We start from the raw sequence: 16,878 nt of genomic DNA on the forward strand, positions 1-16,878 counted from the left end.
AACACGGACATTTCGGACTTGCGCGTCTCGACAAATCGCCAGTCCTGTTTTCGACTCGAAAAACTCAGGCGATTCGAGGCGGTCTTCCGCGCACCCGTTTAGAAAGACGCCAACTGATAATAGGCCTGCGATGATCGTAGCTCGGCAACGCATAAGCTTTGCTTACCATGCGAATGTCAGCTTCCCATCCCATTTCAGCTGCTGGTCGAGAGGTTCTAAATAGGGATTGGCCGTGCCGATCCTACACAGCGCCATCTTGACAAAAGTAACCAAAATGGTTATATCTGCCCTCGTCTTCGCTGGGCCTCACCGGCGGGGGCATTGAGGACCGATGCGGACGCGAAGCTGGCGTTAGGATCGGGTCGGGGCCCCAAAGCCCCGACAGCGTGCCCGGCGTGATGCCGCAAAAGAGTTTGATCTGGGTTCGCCGATCCGAATGAAATCCGCTCCGGCAACGCAATTTTTCCGAGTTTGCCTTGAATATATGACCCGCCTCAGACTGGCTCGCTCTCGGCGGGCCCACAGGGCGGTGACGCGTGAATGACAGGGTCACTCTGTCATGTCATCGCTGTTCAGCCCTCCAGCCACTCCAGCAGCGCGGCGAGGCAGTCGCGGGCCAGCATCTTGCTGCGCTCCGGGCTCCAACCCTGCGCGGGCTCGGGGGCAGCGGGGTTGTCCTTGAACGGCATTTCCAGCGTCATCGCGCAGGCGCCGAAGCGCTCCGCCACCTGGTTGGTGCTCATGGACAGGTTGGCGCTGCCGGGCTTCGACTTGGTGTAGCCCTTTTCCATCTGGAAATCGGGTGTGCGGCGGTCGAGGATCTTCTGATAACGGTAGAAGTCGTCACCCTGCTTGTCGGTCCAGCTCGGAATGCCTTCGAACCCCGCCAGGAATGCCACCGGAATTGCCTCGTCCCCGTGCACGTCCATCGCGAAATCGACGCCGGTTTCGTCCATCGCATTGCGGATCGCCAGCACCTCGGGCGATTTTTCCGCGCTGGGCTCGCTCCATTCGCGGTTGAGGTTGGTGCCCACCGCATTGGTGCGCAGATGCCCGCGCCGCGATCCGTCGGGATTGCAGTTGGGCACGATATGGAACCGGCATTGCTTGCGCAGACCCATTGCCACGGGATCGGCCGGATCGGTCAGCACTTCGAGGGCGCCTTCCATCCACCATTCGGCCATGCTTTCGCCCGGATGCTGGCGCGCATAGAGCCAGACTTGCGTCGCGCCTTCTCCCAGTTCCAGGCAATCGAGCGGCTGCCCGTCCAGCGTGGTCCCCAGATGGCGATGATCGACACCCTCGGCCGCCGCCGCTTCGGACACCAGATCGTGATGCCGCTCCATGGAGTAGGGCGCGAAATAGGCAAACCAGGCGATGTCGCTGGCGGGCGTGTACCGAATGGTCAGGGCGCCGCCATCCGTGTCCTTGTCGAAGCTGGACCGTGCACGGCCCCAGTAATGGCGATCTTCGGAAACGCAGGCGTCGTAATCGGGCCACCCGCCGGGGTAGGCACTGTCGTTCAGGCCGGTGATGACCAGTTCCAGTTCGCGCCCCTTCGCGCCCGACACCCGGAAATGGAACCACTGGCGAAATTCACTCATGTGGTCCTTGGGAATGGCCAGGCGGGCACGCTGGCCCGAGACTTCCAGCACCTCGATGTTGCCGCTGTCGAATTGCGCGTCGATCCTGATATCGCTCACTCGTTGACCTCTACTTCTACCGTCTCGCCATTGGTGCCTGGGAAACCCCGAAACAGGGCGGCGGCGAGCGCTTGGGCGTTTCGGGTTCGATCCGCAAGGGGGGAGTTGTCCGCGGCTCGCAGGTCGGCGCGCCCTTCCCACAAGGGCTCTCCGCTCGCCGCATCGCGCAAGGTGACGCTGAGCTGTGTGCCGATCGAATCGCGCGCCCCGCCGCCGAGGTTGATCCCGAGGCCGAGACCGACGCCCGAGCCATAGCTGCCGGTGGATCCGCCCACCCCCACGCTTACCGGGCTGCGCCGTCCTTCGGCGGTCTGGACATAGCGTTCGATACCCACCTGGGCGATCTGGCCGGCGGCGGCGCGGTCTGTCTCGCGATAGCCAAGGCGAACGAGTTCCGCTGCCACCGCGGCCTTGTAAGGCGCAAGCTCCAGCGCGTCCGCGGTGCCGGGCGCGCTCTCGAGGAAGACGGCACCCTGGCCGAGGCGTGAAACGCTTTCCGGCGCCACGAAGCGGGTGACCTCGGCCGGGCCCTGCGGGGTGGCGCAGCCAGACAGCGCGAGACTTGCCATCGCGGCGGTGATTGCCAGGGGACGCAGCATCGTGAATTCCTCTCGTGTGACCTCTCGCCGTATCAACGCGCGAAAGGACAAAAAGCACCGAAGGCAGTGGGCTGCGGCGATCGGCATGCTATTCGCCTGTCTATGGATGACAGTGCAAAGGTTCCGGTGCTGGTCACCGGGGGTGCGGGATACATCGGCAGCCATGCGGTGCTCGCCTTGCGCGACGCCGGTTGGCCTGTTGCAGTGATCGACAATCTGTCGACCGGCTTTCGCTGGGCGGTGCCGGACGATGTCCCGTTTTTCGAAGGGGACATCGCGGATACCGCGCTTCTCGCGAGGATTTTCACCGAGCACAATATCGGTGCCATCATGCATTTCGCCGGCTCCATCGTGGTGCCGGAGTCCGTGGCGGATCCCCTCAAATACTACGACAACAACACCTCCCGAAGCCGGACGCTTATTCAGGCGGCGGTCGAACACGGGGTCCCGCATTTCATCTTCAGTTCCACCGCCACCGTTTACGGAGAGCCGGAGATCAAGCCCCTGACGGAGGACGATCCGCTCCAGCCCGTCAATCCCTACGGCATGAGCAAGCTGATGACCGAGCGGATCCTGGCTGACATCAGCAGGGCCCACGCCATGAACCACTGCGTGCTGCGCTATTTCAACGTGTGCGGGGCCGATCCCGCGGCACGGTCCGGGCAATCGACGGCAGGCGCCACCCATCTCATCAAGGTCGCGGTGGAGACCGTCACCGGCAAGCGGGACCATGTGGCAATCTTCGGCTGCGACTATCCCACGCCCGACGGCACCGGCATCCGCGACTATATCCACGTATCCGATCTCGCGAGTGCGCATGTCCACGCGCTATCGGCGCTGATCGATCGGCCCGAGCGCAGCCTGACGATGAATGTGGGTTACGGTCGCGGATTTTCCGTGCTCGAAGTTCTCGATGCCGTGGACAGCGCGACGGGGACCACGATTGTCCGCAAGCAGGAGCCGCGCCGTCCGGGCGACGTGCCGGCGCTGATCTCGAACCCGGCGCGTATTCACGAGGTGACCGATTGGCAGCCCGTTCATGACGACCTTGAAACCATCGTCTGCCATGCCCTGGCATGGGAGCGCAAGCTGCACGATATGCGACGCAACTCTTGACCCCTGCGACAGGGTTGTCTAGGGGATGCGCTTGATCTGGCGCGTCGGGAGTCGCTTCCGGCGCGCATTTATTTGCCGAGACCAGCCATGAAAATCCGCAATAGCCTGAAGTCGCTCAAGGACCGCCACCGGGATTGCCGCGTGATCCGTCGTCGTGGGCGCACTTATGTCATCAACAAGACCAACCGTCGCTTCAAGGCCCGCCAGGGCTGATTGACGCGCGGGGCTGCGGCTCCGCAAGTTAGGAACTGATCGGCCCGGCTCCACCAGGAGTTCGGGCCGATCGCGTTGGGGATGGTCGTTCTGGTCCGGGCCAGTCGCTCCGTTTGCAATTTTTTCCGGAACATCGTCGTCTCCTACCTGCCGGGCGCGATGCATCCGTCGTCGTCGGCAGAACTATTTTCGATCACATCATTTGCTCCCGGTGCAAAAAGGCCCCGACGCCGCAGCGCCGGGGCCAGTGGGCCACCTTGATGGAGAGAGTGGTGGCGAAACGATCGAGGAGTCACGCATTGCAGCGCGCAAGCTCCTCGCTGGACATCACGCTACCGGCTGTCACGAATCGGGAAACCTCGCCGGACTTTCGATTGAGCGTGCGGCATACGCGGAGCGCGCGGCTGGTCCCCTTGGCGGCAACGCAGGCCGTCTCGGCACAGCGCCAGACGAGGCCGCCGACCACCAGCTGCTTTTCCGCGACGGGTTCGACCAACGAAGCAGAGTAATAGCTGGTGCCTGGGTCCTGTGCCCGCGCGGGGGCGGGGCTCACCAGGAAGGACAGGCTGGTTGCCGACCAGATGATCGCGGCACCGAGGGCGCCGATCCGGGCAGGTATGGTATTGGACGAGGGCATGATGGATGCTCCTTGCGCAGGGTGGAGAGATCGAACTGATGCAATATCAGTTGCGAATCGCTACCTATCAATTTGGGTTGCACTTTGCAATGTAAAACCGAAACTCTTTTTGCAGCCCAAGCGTTTTCGGATTACAAACGCTTGCCGGGAAAGGAAAATCATGGGCGAAACACGCGAACCGCTGCGCGAACTGACCGAATGCGGTCTGCCGCAAGCGCTTGAGGTGATGGGAGAACGCTGGAGCTTCATGATCCTTCGCGCGAGCTTCAACGGAGTGCATCACTTCGAGGAATTTCTCAGCGTTCTGTCCATTGCGCGCAACATCCTGTCCAATCGGCTGGCGAAACTGGTCGGACACGGCATCCTCGCGCGTCAGCCGATCGAGGAAGACCGTCGCAAGATCGAATATCGCCTCACCCCCAAGGGTATCGACCTGCTTCCGGCGATGATCGCACTGCGGCAGTGGGGCCAGAAGTACGGCGACGCGGTCGTCGAGAATCCGGTACTTGTCGATGAGAGAGACCGCCTGCCCATCGGCCCGGTCTCCATTCTGGCGCATGATGGCCGGATCCTCGGCCCTGCCGACCTCAATATGGTCGACAAGGCCCGGCTCGGGGTAAGGGCGGACGGATCGGTCACGGAACCGTCTGGCGGTTCTGTGAAGGAAATGGCCTGATCGGCCAGCCAGAGCGGACCGGCGACGGTCGATACATCATTGTAGACGGGCGGTTGTGGCGAACCAGCAACCCCGCACTGAAGCCGGATGAGCGTCAAAAGCTGGTTGAGGCGCTGATGGATGCGCGCCGTGCCATTGCAGCCGCACGACGGGCCGGCGACATCCCTGCGGAAAAGGAAGCCCGATCCCGGGTTCACGAAGCCAAGGTCGCGCTTGGCGAGCGTGGCCCGGTCTGGTGGCAGGATGGGGCCCCGGATTACACGCGCTGTCGGATCGAAAACACGCCTTACGCAGGCGACCAGCAATAGCGCGGCGGCGTGACGTCATCGTTAAAACCATCTCAACGCCTTCGTGTCATACCGCACGGGACCACCCTTCAGGTCGGTTGCAAACTGTAGACGGGCCCCGCGTGATCGAGATCGAAATCCAGAACGAGACGCATCAGACGGTCTTTCGTCTCAAGACAGTCGTCGTGCCGCGTATCGGAGAAGGGCTTCGCTTGCAGGAGCCGGACGGGCGGTGGGCCAGTTACGATGTGCTCGACGTCTGGTATCAAAAGGCCGAATACGGCGATGTGTGGGTGCCTTATCTCCACGTCCGGATGACCCCGGAGGAGATCGGCGCGGTCGGCCTCGACAATCGCAACCCAATGGTCGATCGCACGCAGGCAGTTCCCATCGAAGATTTCCTCAAGAAATTCGAAGGCGCGGAGGATCACCGCACCACCCCGCTCAATCTGGATCTTGGCGAGATCGTCGGCTCGTAGGGTCCGGACTTGTTAGAGCCATTCCGTGACGAATGCGGCGATGGCGATGGTGGCCATCAGGGTCTTGCCGTTGCGGTCGACCCGGGTGGCGAAGCGTCGGAAGAAGCCCGACGAAGGGCTCGGCGACGTAGTCAGCTAGTTTAGGAGACAAGCCCGTTAGTTCCAGGCGAGTTCGTGACGATCTCTGGCGAGCAGCCAAAGAACCGTCACGGCGCGCGAGAAAATCTCCGATCAATCAGAACTGACAGACCTAGACTGGGAAACCGTGGCCTCCAGGCCAGGATGGGCATCGCGACGCACAATCTTTCCCTCCAGGATCGCGAGGAGCTCGCAAATCAAGGCACTACCCGAACCCTTGCCCGCCCCTGCGCCTAAACCTACCCCATTATCCTTCACCCGAAGCACGATCCCGCCGGTGCCACGCCTTAAAGACAGCTTGATCGTGCCCCCGGAATTTTGCGGAAACGCGTACTTCAAACAGTTGATGATAAGTTCGCTCGCGATCAGGACGAGAGCCCGCCTTTGAATAGCCGGCAGACGAACGTCATGAAAGTTTGTCAGAACGATGATGGGCCTTCCGCCGTTGAAGAGGCTTACGAGGCCGCCAGAAATCCTGGCGAGCAGATCGGCGCACGGCAACAATTCCGTGCCCACGGACGGATGACTTAACTCGCGATAGGATTCAGCAAGTGAACCGACCGCTTCAGAAACTATTTCGTCGGACAGGTTGAAGCGTTGCCTGACTGACGGGGTACTAAGGGAGTAGCACATCTGAGCCAGGTTCTTGACGCGGTGGCTCGCATCGGCCTCCCATAAACGTCGATGAGCATCGCCTGAGCTGATTCTCTTCGGCTGGGTGTAGCTTTCCGTTCGACTGAACGATTGCAGCAAACCAATATGATCGGCGTGTTCCAGCCGGTGTCTTGTTGCCAAGCGGGGATATTTTTCCACCATACGCCCCCCCCTTTCGCATGAACACTAACGGGAGAGGGGGCTTCACTTATTAATCGATATCAAGCTCGCGAATATTTATTGACGCAACGGGGGCCATCATGATCTGCCCACATCGATTTGTAGAGTGTGCAGGATCTGGTCAAGTAGCATCGCTGTCCCTCCTGGTTCGTTGACTTCCAGTCCGTTTTCCAAACAATGTTCTAGGTGTACATCGATTGCACAGCGCACCGCCTCGCTGGCATCGTGATGATCGAGGATCGATCGACCGATCATGCTGTGAAGCAGGCTTTCGACGAGCAGCAGTGCAGCCCGGCCATGCGGTTCAACCCCCTGCGTGACACTTGCATGTGTCTTCGGATCGGAATCTGTCATCGCTTTGTCCCGTCTTATCGGGCGAAAGCGTTGGCTCTCAATCACCGCGGCCCGGATAGTGAGCGGCAACGCGATCTAGATAAGATCAGAGCGCTCATCTGAACAGGCTTATGTTGATTTTGGACAATATAGCCTGATAATATATATTGCGGCTTCAAGCCCGTAGGGTCCGTTAATGGCGAACGCATTCATCCGGAAACTCTCTGGCTTTGCAGAGTTATCCGGCGACGACGTGGCCGCTCTCACCAAAGCCACCGCTTTTCCGCGACGGGTCGCCAAAAAAACCGACCTCATCCGTGAGGGCGACCGACCGGGGCCGGTCTTTGTGATGATCGATGGATGGGCTATTCGCTACAAGGTCCTGCCGAATGGATCCCGGCAGGTCACGGCTTTTCTGATGCCCGGCGATTGCTGCGATCTGCACATCGGCATGCTCGCCGAAATGGATCATAGCATCGCAACCACGGTCGATGCGCGGGTCTGCACGATTGGTCGAGCCGACATGGACACTCTACTCGACAATCACCCCAAGGTTGCGCGTGCCATGTACATCGCGCAGCTGACGGACGAAGGGACGCTGCGAGCCTGGATTACCAGCATGGGCCGTCGCAGTAGCGTCGAGCGAGTCGCGCATTTGATGTGCGAGCTCTACCTGCGGGCGCGCAACATCGGTCTGGTGACCAGCCGCGAGTTCGATCTCCCAATTTCGCAGATCATCCTCGCCGATGCGCTCGGGATGACGCCGGTTCATATCAACCGGGTTCTGAAAGAGCTGCGTCTTGCGGGGGCCATGCTCCTGAAGCGCGGCAGCCTGACTGTCCATGATCCGGAAAAATTGGCCGAGATCGCGGGCTTCGATGAGAATTACCTTCATCGTAAGATGCGCGAGCTTTAACGAAAAATTCCGCAGGTTGGCGCTGTTGATTTCACGCGGAAATCTACGGAAGCCAACGCAAATCGGGCAGGAGTCGCCTCCCGCCCGATCCGGCGACCCAAACTCGGTGAATCAGGTCGCGCAGATGAACTGCGCCTTCGAGGTAACGAATTTCCGCGCTCGACGGCGAAGACCGCCGCCGATGGCCCCAAAGCCCAAGACCATTATCGCCCACACCGCCGGTTCGGGCACAGCACCCATCCCCGTCATCGCCGTGAACGAGAACTGACCCGTGTAATCCGCAGGATCATCTCCCGAGACCGCCTGGTAGCGACTGACGTTATCGGCATTGCTCCTGTCCCAGCCGAACCCGGTGAGCGTGTAAGTTGTATTGCCGACCATGGCGCTGGTCCCACCGGTAAAGGTGCTGCCGGCGTATTGGCCACTGATCGTGGCGCCGTCCGCGAACATCAGCGTCAGCGTATAGGATGGGTCGGAATTGCCCGTCTCCCCGGGACGAAAGCCGTCGCCTGCGATCGTAAAGTTGTTCCCGCCTTCGGTAGTCGCTGCGCCTGCAAAGTCGTCGTCCGGATTGAGCAACGTCCCGATAGGTCGCTGCAGAAACACGGCGTAGAAACTATCCTGCGCCGTGTTCCAAACCGTTCCACTCGGTCCGGTGACCATCACGCTCGTCAGGTCGGTCGCGGCATTTGCGGCCGAACCGATAGTAGCCGACAATGCAAAGGCGATAAAAAAGTTCTTCATGGCGCTCCCCTTCATACGCCCAACGGCAGGCGTCTGAAGGGAATACCCGACGATTATCGGGGCTAATTATCTTACATCAAGAAATGCTGGCTCTTTATTTTGGCTCATTTTAACCACGACGGTGGCGGGGCGCCTAAGGTGCGGTGGGTCAAATGCCTGCAATGGGATCGTTTACCGACAGCCATTTCGTGGATCCAAGCTCCAAAAGTAGAAAAACCGCCTACGACACAGAAGGTAGGAGCCAAGCGTTGTTCGGCGTCCCAAACATGAGCATTTCTATCCGTCAATGAAAATTGGTGCGGTCGAGAAGACTCGAACTTCCACGGGCTTTCGCCCACAACGACCTCAACGTTGCGCGTCTACCAATTCCGCCACGACCGCACATGGAGATGAGCACGGGTGGCTGGCCGCCCGCGTCGGTAGGAGCGCGCCCCTAGCAGCAGGTCATGATCCCGGCAAGCCGGATTCAACGCTTCGAAGCAGGTTAGCGGGGCGCCCATCCGATATCGGCGAAATGGGCCGATTTCGGCACATCGGTGACCGCTTCGTTGATCGTCATCGACTCCCCAGGGGCCAGCGAGCGCTGCGGCGGATTGACCTCCCAGCTGTAGACGACCCTGTCGCGGCTATCCCTCAGCACGATCAGCAGCGGAGGCACGGCCTTCGTTTCCCGTGTATCGTTCTTCACGATCACCCGCGCTCCGAAGAATTCCGCGCCATTGGGGAGGGTGCGCGTTTCCTGCTCTTCGGGCGGAAATTCGACCGTCAGCCCGGGATCGGCGCCGTAGAGAGGTTTTTCTACCGGCAGCCAGCTGGGCGTGCCGAGCGTGGTCATTGCGACAACCGCTGCGATCGCGAGCACTGCAAAGGCCCCGGCACCCCACGTCAGCGCCTTCAGCCAATTACGGCGGGGGCGGAACGGCGGCGCGTGGTCGAACTGGGAAACCTCATCGTCCCCGCTGTCGAAGGCATCGCGTTCGCGGGACCGGGCGGTCGGCGCTGGCCCCTCGACCGGCGCGGGCTCTTCATCGACGGCTGTCGGGGCAACACCCTCGGCCTGCGGATCGGTGATCGGGGCAGGATCCCGGACAGGGGGACGGGGCGCCGCAACCGGCGGCGGGGGCGGTGGATCGATTGCCTCCGGCCGCCCCGAAGCATCTTCGGAAGGCGAGGGAGCATAGGCGGCCGCGATCGGCTCAGCCATCTCGGGCCCGTCCTGATACCAGCTGTGCTTGCACTTCGCACAACGCACGGTGCGGCCTTCGGGGCCGATCGCACTGTCGGGCAGTACGTAGCGCGTGGCGCACGCGGGGCATGAGATGATCATGGTGACGGGGAGCCTAAGCGCAGGTTCGAATCGCGACAAGCGCATGGGCTGTAGACACAAGCCGCAGGCGGCTTTTTTCCACATCGCAGCGCGGCTATAGGCGGCAGGAAGACGATGGACGCCCTGAAACTTTCCCCGATGACAGCGATTTGCGGCGCGGCCTGATGGCGGGCGAGGGCGAAATCGTGCGTTTCGACAATGTCGGATTGCGTTATGGCACCGACAGCGAAGTGCTGAGCGACGTGACCTTCACGCTGCACGCGGGCCGGTTCTATTTCCTCACCGGGGCGAGCGGCGCGGGCAAGACATCGCTGCTCAAACTGCTTTATCTCGCGCAGAGGCCCTCGCGCGGGGCGATCCGGATGTTCGGCGGGGATGTCATCACCCTGCCCCGCGCCCGCCTTCCCGCATTCAGGCGGCGGCTGGGCGTGGTATTCCAGGATTTCCGCCTCGTGCCCCACCTTTCCGCCTTCGACAATGTCGCCTTGCCGCTGCGTCTGTCGGGCGTGGCGGAGGGCGAGCTGCGCCAGCCGGTCGCGGATATGCTGGACTGGGTGGGTCTGGGCGCGAGGCGTGACGCCCGCCCGGCGACGCTTTCCGGGGGAGAGCAGCAGAGGGTAGCGATCGCCCGCGCCGTCATAGCGCGGCCCGAACTGCTGGTCGCGGACGAGCCGACGGGTAACGTGGACCCCGAGATGGCGCTGAAACTTCTCCGCATGTTCGAAGCGCTGAACCGTCTCGGAACGACCGTGGTCGTGGCAACGCATGATGTTCAGCTGCTGCGCAAGGTGCCCGATGCGCTGATCATGCGGCTCGATCGTGGGCGCCTGTCCGATCCCACGGGGGCCCTGCGCTATCCGCCGCGGCGAGAAGCCGCGCGGGCCAGGCCGGTCACGCTGTCTTGAAAATGCCCGCGTCCTTTGCGCGAATCCTGCGCAGTGCCTCCGCGGGGCGGGTTCCGGCACGCGTCCTGCCCGCGACGCGCCTGGGCGGCCCGATGCCGTGGATCATCGCGATCATGGTCACGCTGACCGTTCTGGCCGTGGGCGGTGCGCTTGCCCTCGCCAATTTTGCGACGCAGGCCCGCGCCGGGCTCGAAGGTGGCATCACGGTGCAGATCGTGGAAGCGGACCGTTCGGAACGAGACGCCCAGGCCCGCCGTGCGGTCCGCGTGCTGGCTGCGCAGCCGGGTGTGACCGGGGTGCGGCTGGTTCCGGAAGAGGAGATCGCGGACCTCGTGGAGCCTTGGCTGGGCGAAGCCGCAGATTCGGAGGCCATAACCTTGCCCGTCCTGATCGACGCCACGCTGAGTGGCGCGGCCGACGAGGCGCAATTCGCGAAGGTGCGGGACGTGGTCCGGCAGGCCGCGCCGGCGGCGCGCATCGGCAGGCAGGCGGACTGGCTCGGCCCCGTCTTCGGCGCGGTGCGGGCGGTGCGCTGGCTGGCCTTCATGCTGATCGTATTGCTCACCATAGCCAGTGCCGCGTCCGTATGGCTGGCTGCGCGCAACGCGCTCGACGCCAATCGGGAGACCATCGAGATCGTCCATCATCTTGGCGGAAACGATGGGCAGATCGCGTCGATCTTCCAGCGCTCGGTGCTGGTTGATTCCATGCTTGGCGGCGCGGCGGGCCTCGTGCTCGGCCTCGCGACCCTACTCTTCGTCGGCGGGCGGCTCGACAATCTTGGGTCCGGTCTGGTGCAGGGCGGTTCGCTGTTACCGATCGATTGGGTGCTGATGGCGCTGGTCCCGGCCTTTACGGCCGCGCTTGCGGTCTTTACCGCCAGGCGCACCGTGTTGGCGCGCCTTGGAGCAATGTTGTGATCGCACGCCTCGCCGGCTTTCTTGTCCTCGCCTATGCGATCGGCTTCGTCGTCTTCGCGCTCACGCTCCAGGCTCCGGCCGGGCATATCAAGACCGATGCCGTCCTGGTTCCGACCGGCGGCGCCGGGCGGATTGCCCGCGGGCTGGAGGTGCTGCGCGATGGCGATGCCAAGCAGATGTTCGTCTCCGGCGTCGATCCCGAGGTGAAGGCCAAGGAGTTCGCCAAAGAATTCGACGTCACCGCGCGCGAAATGCGCTGCTGCGTCACCCTGGGATATCTGGCGGTCGATACGCGCAGTAATGCGGGCGAGGCGGCGCAATGGTTCGCCAGCAACGACATTCGCACGGTTCGCCTGGTTACGACCGACTGGCACATGCGGCGCGCCGCGGCGGAGCTGGCCTATTCCATTCCCGAAAATGTCACGGTGGTAGAGGACGCGGTCCCGTCCGTCCCCAATCTTGGCCAGCTCTATTTGGAATACAACAAGCTGCTGGCGGCGCTGGTCACGCAAGGCTGGACGGGCTGACGAGCACCATGCAGCTTCTCCGCAACATCCTGTTTTACCTAATATTCTATCCAGGCTCTGCGGTGCTTTCCGCTTCGGCCGCGCTGACCGCACCCATCAACCGGCGCGTTTTCCTGGCTTGCGTCCATGCCTGGTCGGGTCTGCAGCGCTGGTGCGTGGAAAATATCCTGGGCTGCCCGGTGATTATCGAGGGGCAAAAGCACGACGGGCCGGCGCTCTATGCCGTGAAGCATGAAAGCTTCTTCGAGGCGATCGACGCGCCCACGCTCTTCGACATGCCGGCCGTTCTCGCAAAGTCGGAACTGTTCCGCATCCCCGCCTGGGGACGGGCGGCGCGCGCCTATGGCCTGATCGAGGTGGATCGCACTGCCGGGGCGAGAGCGCTGATCGGCATGATGCGGCAGGCGCGCGAGGCCGCAGAAGCGGGCCGTCCGCTGGTCATCTTTCCCGAGGGCACGCGCGTTCCCCATGGTGAAGAGCGCAAGCTCGCGGCGGGTTTTGCCGGGCTGTACAAGGCGCTGGGCCTGCCCGTGGTGCCGGTGGCGGTGGATAGCGGCCCTACCTACAAGCCTGGTCTCAAGCCCCGGCGGCCGATAACCTACAGGTTCGGAGAGGCGATCCCGCCCGGCCTGCCGCGCGGCGAGGCGGAAGCGCGGGTGATCGCCGCGATCAACGCGCTCAACCGCTGATCGAGCGGCTCTGAGCAATCAGTGATCCGCGCGTCCGAAGTCGGGGCGCGCATCGTCCTGCCCCTGTTCGATGACCTTGCGTCTGATCGCGCGTGTCCTCTCGAACAGGGCGAACAGCGTCTCGCCGTCGCCGGACCGCACGGCGCGCTGCATCGCGGTAAGGTCTTCGGTGAAGCGGCCCAGCATTTCCAGCACCGCCTCGCGATTGGAAAGGAACACGTCGCGCCACATGGTGGGGTCGCTCGCGGCGATGCGGGTGAAGTCGCGAAAGCCGCCGGCCGAGTATTTGATGACCTCGCTCTGCGTTACCTCCTCCAAATCGGACGCGGTGCCCACGATGGTGAAGGCGATAAGGTGCGGGATATGGCTGGTCACGGCTAGGACCAGATCGTGGTGGGCCGGGTCCATGATCTCGATCCTGGCGCCCAGCGCGGTCCAGAGCCGTCCCAATTTTTCGGTCGCTTCGGGTGGCGCGTCGCCATCGGGTGTCAGGATGCACCAGCGGTTGTGGAACAGCGCGGCAAAGCCGGCATCCGGTCCGCTGTTCTCCGTCCCGGCGACGGGGTGAGCTGGAATGATCGTCGCTCCGGGGAGGGCCGTACGAAGCAGCTCCCCGACCTTCTGCTTGGATGATCCGACATCGGAGACGACGACATTGGCGCCGAGGCCCGGCGCGATGGCCTCGGCTGCGGCGGCCATCGCACCGACCGGGACACACAGGATCACGAGTTCGCAATCCTTCACCGCATCAACCGCGGTCTCGCACACCGTCCCGACCAGGCCGCGTTCCGCTGCCCGCGCCCGCACGTCAGGGTCCCGGTCCCAGCCCGTGGTCCGGCATTCCGGCAAGGCCTGCCCGATGGCGAGGCCGACGGAGCCGCCCAGCAGGCCGAGGCCGATCACCGCCACGCGTGAAAAAGCCATCAGGCCTTTTCCGCTGCAGCGGCGAGAATTTCGGTTACGGCTTCCATGTCGGATCGGGAGCCGATGGTGATCCGCAGCGCGTCTCCCAGCCCCTGCGACGGCAGATGGCGCACGGCGTAGCCGCCGGCGGCGAGCGCCTCGAGCGCGGATGCGGCCGTGAGCGGCCCGGCGAACCGCACCAAGCTGAAATTCGCCTGGCTCGGCACGGCGGAGAGGCCGTGGTTGCCGAGCGCGGCGATCGCGGCCTCGAACCGGTCGAGTTCGCGGCGGTTGTGATCGCGCGAGGAAGCAACGAAATTCTGATCGCCGATCGCCGCCCGCGCTGCGGCGAGGCCCGCGGCATTGACGTTGAAGGCGCCGCGCAACCGGTTGACCATATCTATGAGATGCGCCGCCCCCGTGGCCCATCCCACGCGTGCCGCGGCAAGACCGTAAGCCTTGGAAAAGGTCCGCGTGACCAGCACATTGTCCGTGGTTGCCGCCAGCGCCAACGCGCCATCGGGGTCCGGATCGTCGATGTATTCGGCATAGGCCTGATCGAGGATGAGCAGGACATCGCCCGGCAGGCCAGCGTGCAGCCGCGCCACTTCGTCTCGCGCCACGAAACTGCCCATGGGATTGTTCGGATTGTCGAGCAGCACCACGCGGGTGTTCGCCGTTACCGCCCCCAACAGCGCATCGACCGAAGCGGTGTCGCCAGCCATGTCGGCGAAGATCGGTGTGGCGCCGACCTTGTTCGCAAGGAGGGGATAGAGCGAGAAGGAATGGCGCGGCATCACCACCTCGTCGCCCTCACCAGCAAAGGCCTGCACCGCGCAATGCAGCAATTCGCCCGATCCCGTTCCGCACACGATCCGCGCAGGGTCCACCTGATGCAGAGCACCGATCGCCAAGCGTAATTCGGTGGCGTCCGGATCGGGGTAACGCGCCGGATCGGCTGGAGCAGCAAGCGCGGCACGTGCGGCGGGGCTGCATCCGAGGGGGTTTTCGTTGGCCGACAGTTTCACCAGCGGCTTCCCCTCCCGGCCTGCGCTCTTGCCCGGAACATAGGCGTGGATCGTCTCGATCCAGGGCTTGGGCACGGGACGAGGCGAGGAAATGGCGGCGGGGCTGTCCATGGCGGCTCGCTTGGACAAAAATCAGCCCTTCGACAAGCGTCCGCCTTGCGGTTAAGCGCGCCCGATGGCTGTGTCGCCCCGCTCGCTCGTGCTCCCGGATCCGCTGCCCCTCGACGGGGGCGGAACATTCGATGGCGTGCAGATCGCTTTCGAGACCTACGGCACGCTCGCCGAAGATCGCTCCAACGCGATACTCCTTTGTCATGCGCTTACCGGCGATCAATTCGTGGCGAGCGAGCATCCGCTCACGGGAAAGCCTGGCTGGTGGGCGCGCATGGTCGGACCGGGCAAGCCCATCGACACGGACCGGTTTCATGTCATCTGCGCCAATGTGGTGGGAAGCTGCATGGGCTCCACCGGCCCCGCCAGCCCCGCTCCCAACGGCGTGCCCTACGGTACCCGCTTCCCCGTCATCACCATTCGCGACATGGTGCGCGCGGAAATCGCCTTGCTCGATGCGCTGGGGATCGAGCGCCTGCATGCCGTCGTCGGCGGATCGATGGGCGGGATGCAGGCGCTGAGCCTTGCGGCCAACTGGCCCGGACGGGCAGACAAGGTCCTGGCAATCGCCACCACCGCGCGGCATTCGGCGCAAAACATCGCTTTCCATGAAGTGGGTCGCCAGGCGATCATGGCTGATCCGGCCTGGAACGGCGGAGATTATTACGATGCGGCGGGGCCGGATGCCGGGCTGGCGGTCGCGCGCATGGCCGCGCACATCACCTATCTTTCGGAAGACGGGCTCACCGAGAAATTCGGGCGCCGCCTGCAGGATCGGGCTGCGAAGAGTTTCGGCTTCGAGGCCGATTTTCAGGTCGAAAGCTATCTGCGTTATCAGGGCAGCGGCTTTACCAAGCGTTTCGACGCAAACAGCTATCTCTATATCACCCGCGCCATGGATTATTTCGACCTCGCGGAAGAGCATGGCGGTATGCTGGCCGATGCGTTCGCCGGGGCGAAGGCGCGGTTCTGCGTGATCAGCTTCGATTCCGACTGGCTCTACCCGACGGCGGAAAGCCGCCATCTGGTCCATGCCCTTAACGCAGCCGGCGCCCCCGTCAGCTTCGTGGAGCTGTCCGCACCGTTCGGACACGACAGTTTTCTTCTCGATGTCCCGGCGCTCGACCGGGTGGTGGCGGGGTTTCTGCAATGACGGGCGAATCCCCGCGGCCCGATCTGCGCGTCATCGCGAACAGCATTCCGCCTCGCTCGCGCGTGCTCGACGTGGGCTGCGGCGATGGGGCCTTGATGGTGGCTTTGCGCGCGAAGGATTGCGATGTTCGGGGCATCGAGATCGACGGCGCGCTCGTGGAGCGCTGCGTGGCGCGGGGGCTCTCGGTGGTGCAGGGCGATGCCAACCGCGATCTCGCCTTCTATCCGGACGGCACCTTCGATTATGCGGTGCTGAGCCAGACGTTGCAGACGGCGGTGCGCCCTGATCACATGCTTGGCGCGCTGCTGCGGGTGGGACGCCGGGCCTACGTCAGCTTCCCCAATTTCGCCTTCTGGCGGACGCGCGCCGCTCTCCTGTTCAACGGCCGGATGCCGGTGACGCGGCACTTGCCGATCAGCTGGTATGAAACGGCCAATATCCATCATATGACGATCCGCGATTTCGAGACGCTTGCCAGCGATCTAAGCCTTGTCCGCACCGGTCGCTGGGCTTTTGCCGCAGATCGCGAGATAAGCGGCCCTGGGGCCAACCTGCGTGCCGAATATGCTCTTTACGAATTGTCGCGAGCGGACGGTCGGGAACCTTGAACACACGAGGCCATTAATGATAATTGCGCCTC

21 protein-coding genes and 1 tRNA gene are annotated in these 16,878 nt (G+C 63.2%); 12 read left to right on the forward strand and 10 right to left on the reverse strand.

From position 1 onward, the window contains the following. Positions 1 to 572: 572 nt before the first annotated feature. Together ACFDTG_RS00445 and ACFDTG_RS00450 are read right to left on the reverse strand one after the other, a co-directional pair. Complete coding sequence (locus ACFDTG_RS00445; protein ID WP_375289105.1) at positions 573 to 1,703, reverse strand: M14-type cytosolic carboxypeptidase; 1,131 nt, start codon at positions 1,701 to 1,703, stop codon at positions 573 to 575. Continuing rightward, entirely contained in the window at positions 1,700 to 2,302 is a 603-nt protein-coding gene (locus tag ACFDTG_RS00450; protein WP_375289106.1) for a DUF4136 domain-containing protein, read from the reverse strand. Before ACFDTG_RS00450 ends, ACFDTG_RS00445 begins: the two co-directional genes overlap by 4 nt. Positions 2,303 to 2,404: 102 nt before the next feature. On the opposite strand from ACFDTG_RS00450, the gene galE reads away from it, so the two are divergent. Beyond that, complete coding sequence (gene galE / locus ACFDTG_RS00455) at positions 2,405 to 3,418, forward strand: UDP-glucose 4-epimerase GalE (RefSeq protein ID WP_375289107.1); 1,014 nt, start codon at positions 2,405 to 2,407, stop codon at positions 3,416 to 3,418. A gap of 87 nt (positions 3,419 to 3,505) precedes the next feature. Next, positions 3,506 to 3,631: a type B 50S ribosomal protein L36 gene (gene ykgO / locus ACFDTG_RS00460; protein WP_029941846.1), complete on the forward strand. Its 126-nt coding sequence runs from the start codon at positions 3,506 to 3,508 to the stop codon at positions 3,629 to 3,631. A gap of 292 nt (positions 3,632 to 3,923) precedes the next feature. Here ykgO and ACFDTG_RS00465 read toward each other — a convergent pair whose 3' ends face one another. Continuing rightward, positions 3,924 to 4,268, reverse strand: coding sequence for a hypothetical protein (locus ACFDTG_RS00465; protein ID WP_375289108.1), 345 nt, complete (start codon positions 4,266 to 4,268; stop codon positions 3,924 to 3,926). Positions 4,269 to 4,428: 160 nt separating this feature from the next. Here ACFDTG_RS00465 and ACFDTG_RS00470 point away from each other — a divergent pair, with 160 nt between their 5' ends. The 3 genes from ACFDTG_RS00470 (at position 4,429) to ACFDTG_RS00480 (ending at position 5,710) form a co-directional block, all read left to right on the forward strand. Continuing rightward, positions 4,429 to 4,944: a winged helix-turn-helix transcriptional regulator gene (locus tag ACFDTG_RS00470; RefSeq protein WP_375289109.1), complete on the forward strand. Its 516-nt coding sequence runs from the start codon at positions 4,429 to 4,431 to the stop codon at positions 4,942 to 4,944. 53 nt (positions 4,945 to 4,997) lie between these two features. Then, the gene (locus tag ACFDTG_RS00475) at positions 4,998 to 5,252 is read left to right on the forward strand and encodes a hypothetical protein (protein WP_375289110.1); all 255 of its coding nucleotides are present in this window, start codon (positions 4,998 to 5,000) and stop codon (positions 5,250 to 5,252) included. A 101-nt stretch (positions 5,253 to 5,353) separates the two neighbouring features. After that, a complete protein-coding gene (locus tag ACFDTG_RS00480; RefSeq protein ID WP_375289111.1) occupies positions 5,354 to 5,710 on the forward strand; it encodes a hypothetical protein in 357 nt (118 codons plus the stop codon). A 231-nt stretch (positions 5,711 to 5,941) separates the two neighbouring features. On the opposite strand, the gene ACFDTG_RS00485 is transcribed toward ACFDTG_RS00480, so the two are convergent. Beyond that, complete coding sequence (locus tag ACFDTG_RS00485) at positions 5,942 to 6,664, reverse strand: ATP-binding protein (protein WP_375289112.1); 723 nt, start codon at positions 6,662 to 6,664, stop codon at positions 5,942 to 5,944. Between the two features lie 96 nt (positions 6,665 to 6,760). After that, on the reverse strand, positions 6,761 to 7,036 hold the full coding sequence (locus ACFDTG_RS00490) for a hypothetical protein (protein ID WP_375289113.1): 276 nt from the start codon (positions 7,034 to 7,036) through the stop codon (positions 6,761 to 6,763). Between the two features lie 175 nt (positions 7,037 to 7,211). Between ACFDTG_RS00490 and ACFDTG_RS00495 the strand changes: the two genes are divergently transcribed. Further along, entirely contained in the window at positions 7,212 to 7,931 is a 720-nt protein-coding gene (locus ACFDTG_RS00495; protein ID WP_375289114.1) for a Crp/Fnr family transcriptional regulator, read from the forward strand. Positions 7,932 to 8,042: 111 nt separating this feature from the next. Here the strand turns inward: ACFDTG_RS00495 and ACFDTG_RS00500 are convergent, their stop codons facing one another. The 3 genes from ACFDTG_RS00500 to ACFDTG_RS00510 all read right to left on the reverse strand — a co-directional run bounded on the left by ACFDTG_RS00500 (position 8,043) and on the right by ACFDTG_RS00510 (position 10,002). Beyond that, a complete protein-coding gene (locus ACFDTG_RS00500) occupies positions 8,043 to 8,675 on the reverse strand; it encodes a PEPxxWA-CTERM sorting domain-containing protein (protein WP_375289115.1) in 633 nt (210 codons plus the stop codon). Between the two features lie 294 nt (positions 8,676 to 8,969). Further along, a tRNA-Leu gene (locus tag ACFDTG_RS00505) sits at positions 8,970 to 9,056 on the reverse strand. A 103-nt stretch (positions 9,057 to 9,159) separates the two neighbouring features. Next, entirely contained in the window at positions 9,160 to 10,002 is an 843-nt protein-coding gene (locus ACFDTG_RS00510) for a zinc-ribbon domain-containing protein (protein WP_375289116.1), read from the reverse strand. A 164-nt stretch (positions 10,003 to 10,166) separates the two neighbouring features. Here ACFDTG_RS00510 and ftsE point away from each other — a divergent pair, with 164 nt between their 5' ends. The 4 genes from ftsE to ACFDTG_RS00530 all read left to right on the forward strand — a co-directional run bounded on the left by ftsE (position 10,167) and on the right by ACFDTG_RS00530 (position 13,043). Next, the gene (gene ftsE, locus ACFDTG_RS00515) at positions 10,167 to 10,907 is read left to right on the forward strand and encodes a cell division ATP-binding protein FtsE (RefSeq protein WP_375289117.1); all 741 of its coding nucleotides are present in this window, start codon (positions 10,167 to 10,169) and stop codon (positions 10,905 to 10,907) included. 92 nt (positions 10,908 to 10,999) lie between these two features. After that, entirely contained in the window at positions 11,000 to 11,827 is an 828-nt protein-coding gene (locus ACFDTG_RS00520) for a cell division protein FtsX (RefSeq protein WP_375289118.1), read from the forward strand. Continuing rightward, positions 11,824 to 12,354, forward strand: a complete 531-nt coding sequence (locus ACFDTG_RS00525; RefSeq protein WP_375289119.1) for a YdcF family protein — start codon at positions 11,824 to 11,826, stop codon at positions 12,352 to 12,354. Before ACFDTG_RS00520 ends, ACFDTG_RS00525 begins: the two co-directional genes overlap by 4 nt. 8 nt (positions 12,355 to 12,362) lie before the next feature. Next, on the forward strand, positions 12,363 to 13,043 hold the full coding sequence (locus tag ACFDTG_RS00530; RefSeq protein WP_375289120.1) for a lysophospholipid acyltransferase family protein: 681 nt from the start codon (positions 12,363 to 12,365) through the stop codon (positions 13,041 to 13,043). An 18-nt stretch (positions 13,044 to 13,061) separates the two neighbouring features. Here ACFDTG_RS00530 and ACFDTG_RS00535 read toward each other — a convergent pair whose 3' ends face one another. Continuing rightward, positions 13,062 to 13,967: a prephenate/arogenate dehydrogenase family protein gene (locus ACFDTG_RS00535; RefSeq protein ID WP_375289121.1), complete on the reverse strand. Its 906-nt coding sequence runs from the start codon at positions 13,965 to 13,967 to the stop codon at positions 13,062 to 13,064. Then, positions 13,967 to 15,085: a pyridoxal phosphate-dependent aminotransferase gene (locus ACFDTG_RS00540; protein ID WP_375289122.1), complete on the reverse strand. Its 1,119-nt coding sequence runs from the start codon at positions 15,083 to 15,085 to the stop codon at positions 13,967 to 13,969. Before ACFDTG_RS00540 ends, ACFDTG_RS00535 begins: the two co-directional genes overlap by 1 nt. A 64-nt stretch (positions 15,086 to 15,149) precedes the next feature. On the opposite strand from ACFDTG_RS00540, the gene ACFDTG_RS00545 reads away from it, so the two are divergent. Both ACFDTG_RS00545 and metW read left to right on the forward strand, forming a co-directional pair. Next, a complete protein-coding gene (locus ACFDTG_RS00545; protein WP_375289123.1) occupies positions 15,150 to 16,238 on the forward strand; it encodes a homoserine O-acetyltransferase in 1,089 nt (362 codons plus the stop codon). Then, a complete protein-coding gene (gene metW, locus ACFDTG_RS00550) occupies positions 16,235 to 16,846 on the forward strand; it encodes a methionine biosynthesis protein MetW (RefSeq protein WP_375289124.1) in 612 nt (203 codons plus the stop codon). The genes ACFDTG_RS00545 and metW overlap by 4 nt, the downstream gene beginning before the upstream one ends. The last annotated feature ends 32 nt before the right edge of the window (positions 16,847 to 16,878 follow it).

This window comes from Qipengyuania sp. (genome assembly GCF_042095715.1).
Taxonomy (GTDB): Bacteria; Pseudomonadota; Alphaproteobacteria; order Sphingomonadales; family Sphingomonadaceae; genus Qipengyuania.

What these genes read in the sequence shown, in the direction of transcription:
- ACFDTG_RS00450 (WP_375289106.1), bottom strand. Translation starts at nt 2,302, where the DNA reads ATGCTGCGTCCCCTGGCAATCACCGCCGCGATGGCAAGTCTCGCGCTG.
- galE (WP_375289107.1), top strand. Translation starts at nt 2,405, where the DNA reads ATGGATGACAGTGCAAAGGTTCCGGTGCTGGTCACCGGGGGTGCGGGA.
- ykgO (WP_029941846.1), top strand. Translation starts at nt 3,506, where the DNA reads ATGAAAATCCGCAATAGCCTGAAGTCGCTCAAGGACCGCCACCGGGAT.
- ACFDTG_RS00465 (WP_375289108.1), bottom strand. Translation starts at nt 4,268, where the DNA reads ATGCCCTCGTCCAATACCATACCTGCCCGGATCGGCGCCCTCGGTGCC.
- ACFDTG_RS00470 (WP_375289109.1), top strand. Translation starts at nt 4,429, where the DNA reads ATGGGCGAAACACGCGAACCGCTGCGCGAACTGACCGAATGCGGTCTG.
- ACFDTG_RS00485 (WP_375289112.1), bottom strand. Translation starts at nt 6,664, where the DNA reads ATGGTGGAAAAATATCCCCGCTTGGCAACAAGACACCGGCTGGAACAC.
- ACFDTG_RS00490 (WP_375289113.1), bottom strand. Translation starts at nt 7,036, where the DNA reads ATGACAGATTCCGATCCGAAGACACATGCAAGTGTCACGCAGGGGGTT.
- ACFDTG_RS00495 (WP_375289114.1), top strand. Translation starts at nt 7,212, where the DNA reads ATGGCGAACGCATTCATCCGGAAACTCTCTGGCTTTGCAGAGTTATCC.
- ACFDTG_RS00500 (WP_375289115.1), bottom strand. Translation starts at nt 8,675, where the DNA reads ATGAAGAACTTTTTTATCGCCTTTGCATTGTCGGCTACTATCGGTTCG.
- ACFDTG_RS00510 (WP_375289116.1), bottom strand. Translation starts at nt 10,002, where the DNA reads ATGATCATCTCATGCCCCGCGTGCGCCACGCGCTACGTACTGCCCGAC.
- ftsE (WP_375289117.1), top strand. Translation starts at nt 10,167, where the DNA reads ATGGCGGGCGAGGGCGAAATCGTGCGTTTCGACAATGTCGGATTGCGT.
- ACFDTG_RS00520 (WP_375289118.1), top strand. Translation starts at nt 11,000, where the DNA reads ATGCCGTGGATCATCGCGATCATGGTCACGCTGACCGTTCTGGCCGTG.
- ACFDTG_RS00530 (WP_375289120.1), top strand. Translation starts at nt 12,363, where the DNA reads ATGCAGCTTCTCCGCAACATCCTGTTTTACCTAATATTCTATCCAGGC.
- ACFDTG_RS00535 (WP_375289121.1), bottom strand. Translation starts at nt 13,967, where the DNA reads ATGGCTTTTTCACGCGTGGCGGTGATCGGCCTCGGCCTGCTGGGCGGC.
- ACFDTG_RS00540 (WP_375289122.1), bottom strand. Translation starts at nt 15,085, where the DNA reads ATGGACAGCCCCGCCGCCATTTCCTCGCCTCGTCCCGTGCCCAAGCCC.
- ACFDTG_RS00545 (WP_375289123.1), top strand. Translation starts at nt 15,150, where the DNA reads ATGGCTGTGTCGCCCCGCTCGCTCGTGCTCCCGGATCCGCTGCCCCTC.
- metW (WP_375289124.1), top strand. Translation starts at nt 16,235, where the DNA reads ATGACGGGCGAATCCCCGCGGCCCGATCTGCGCGTCATCGCGAACAGC.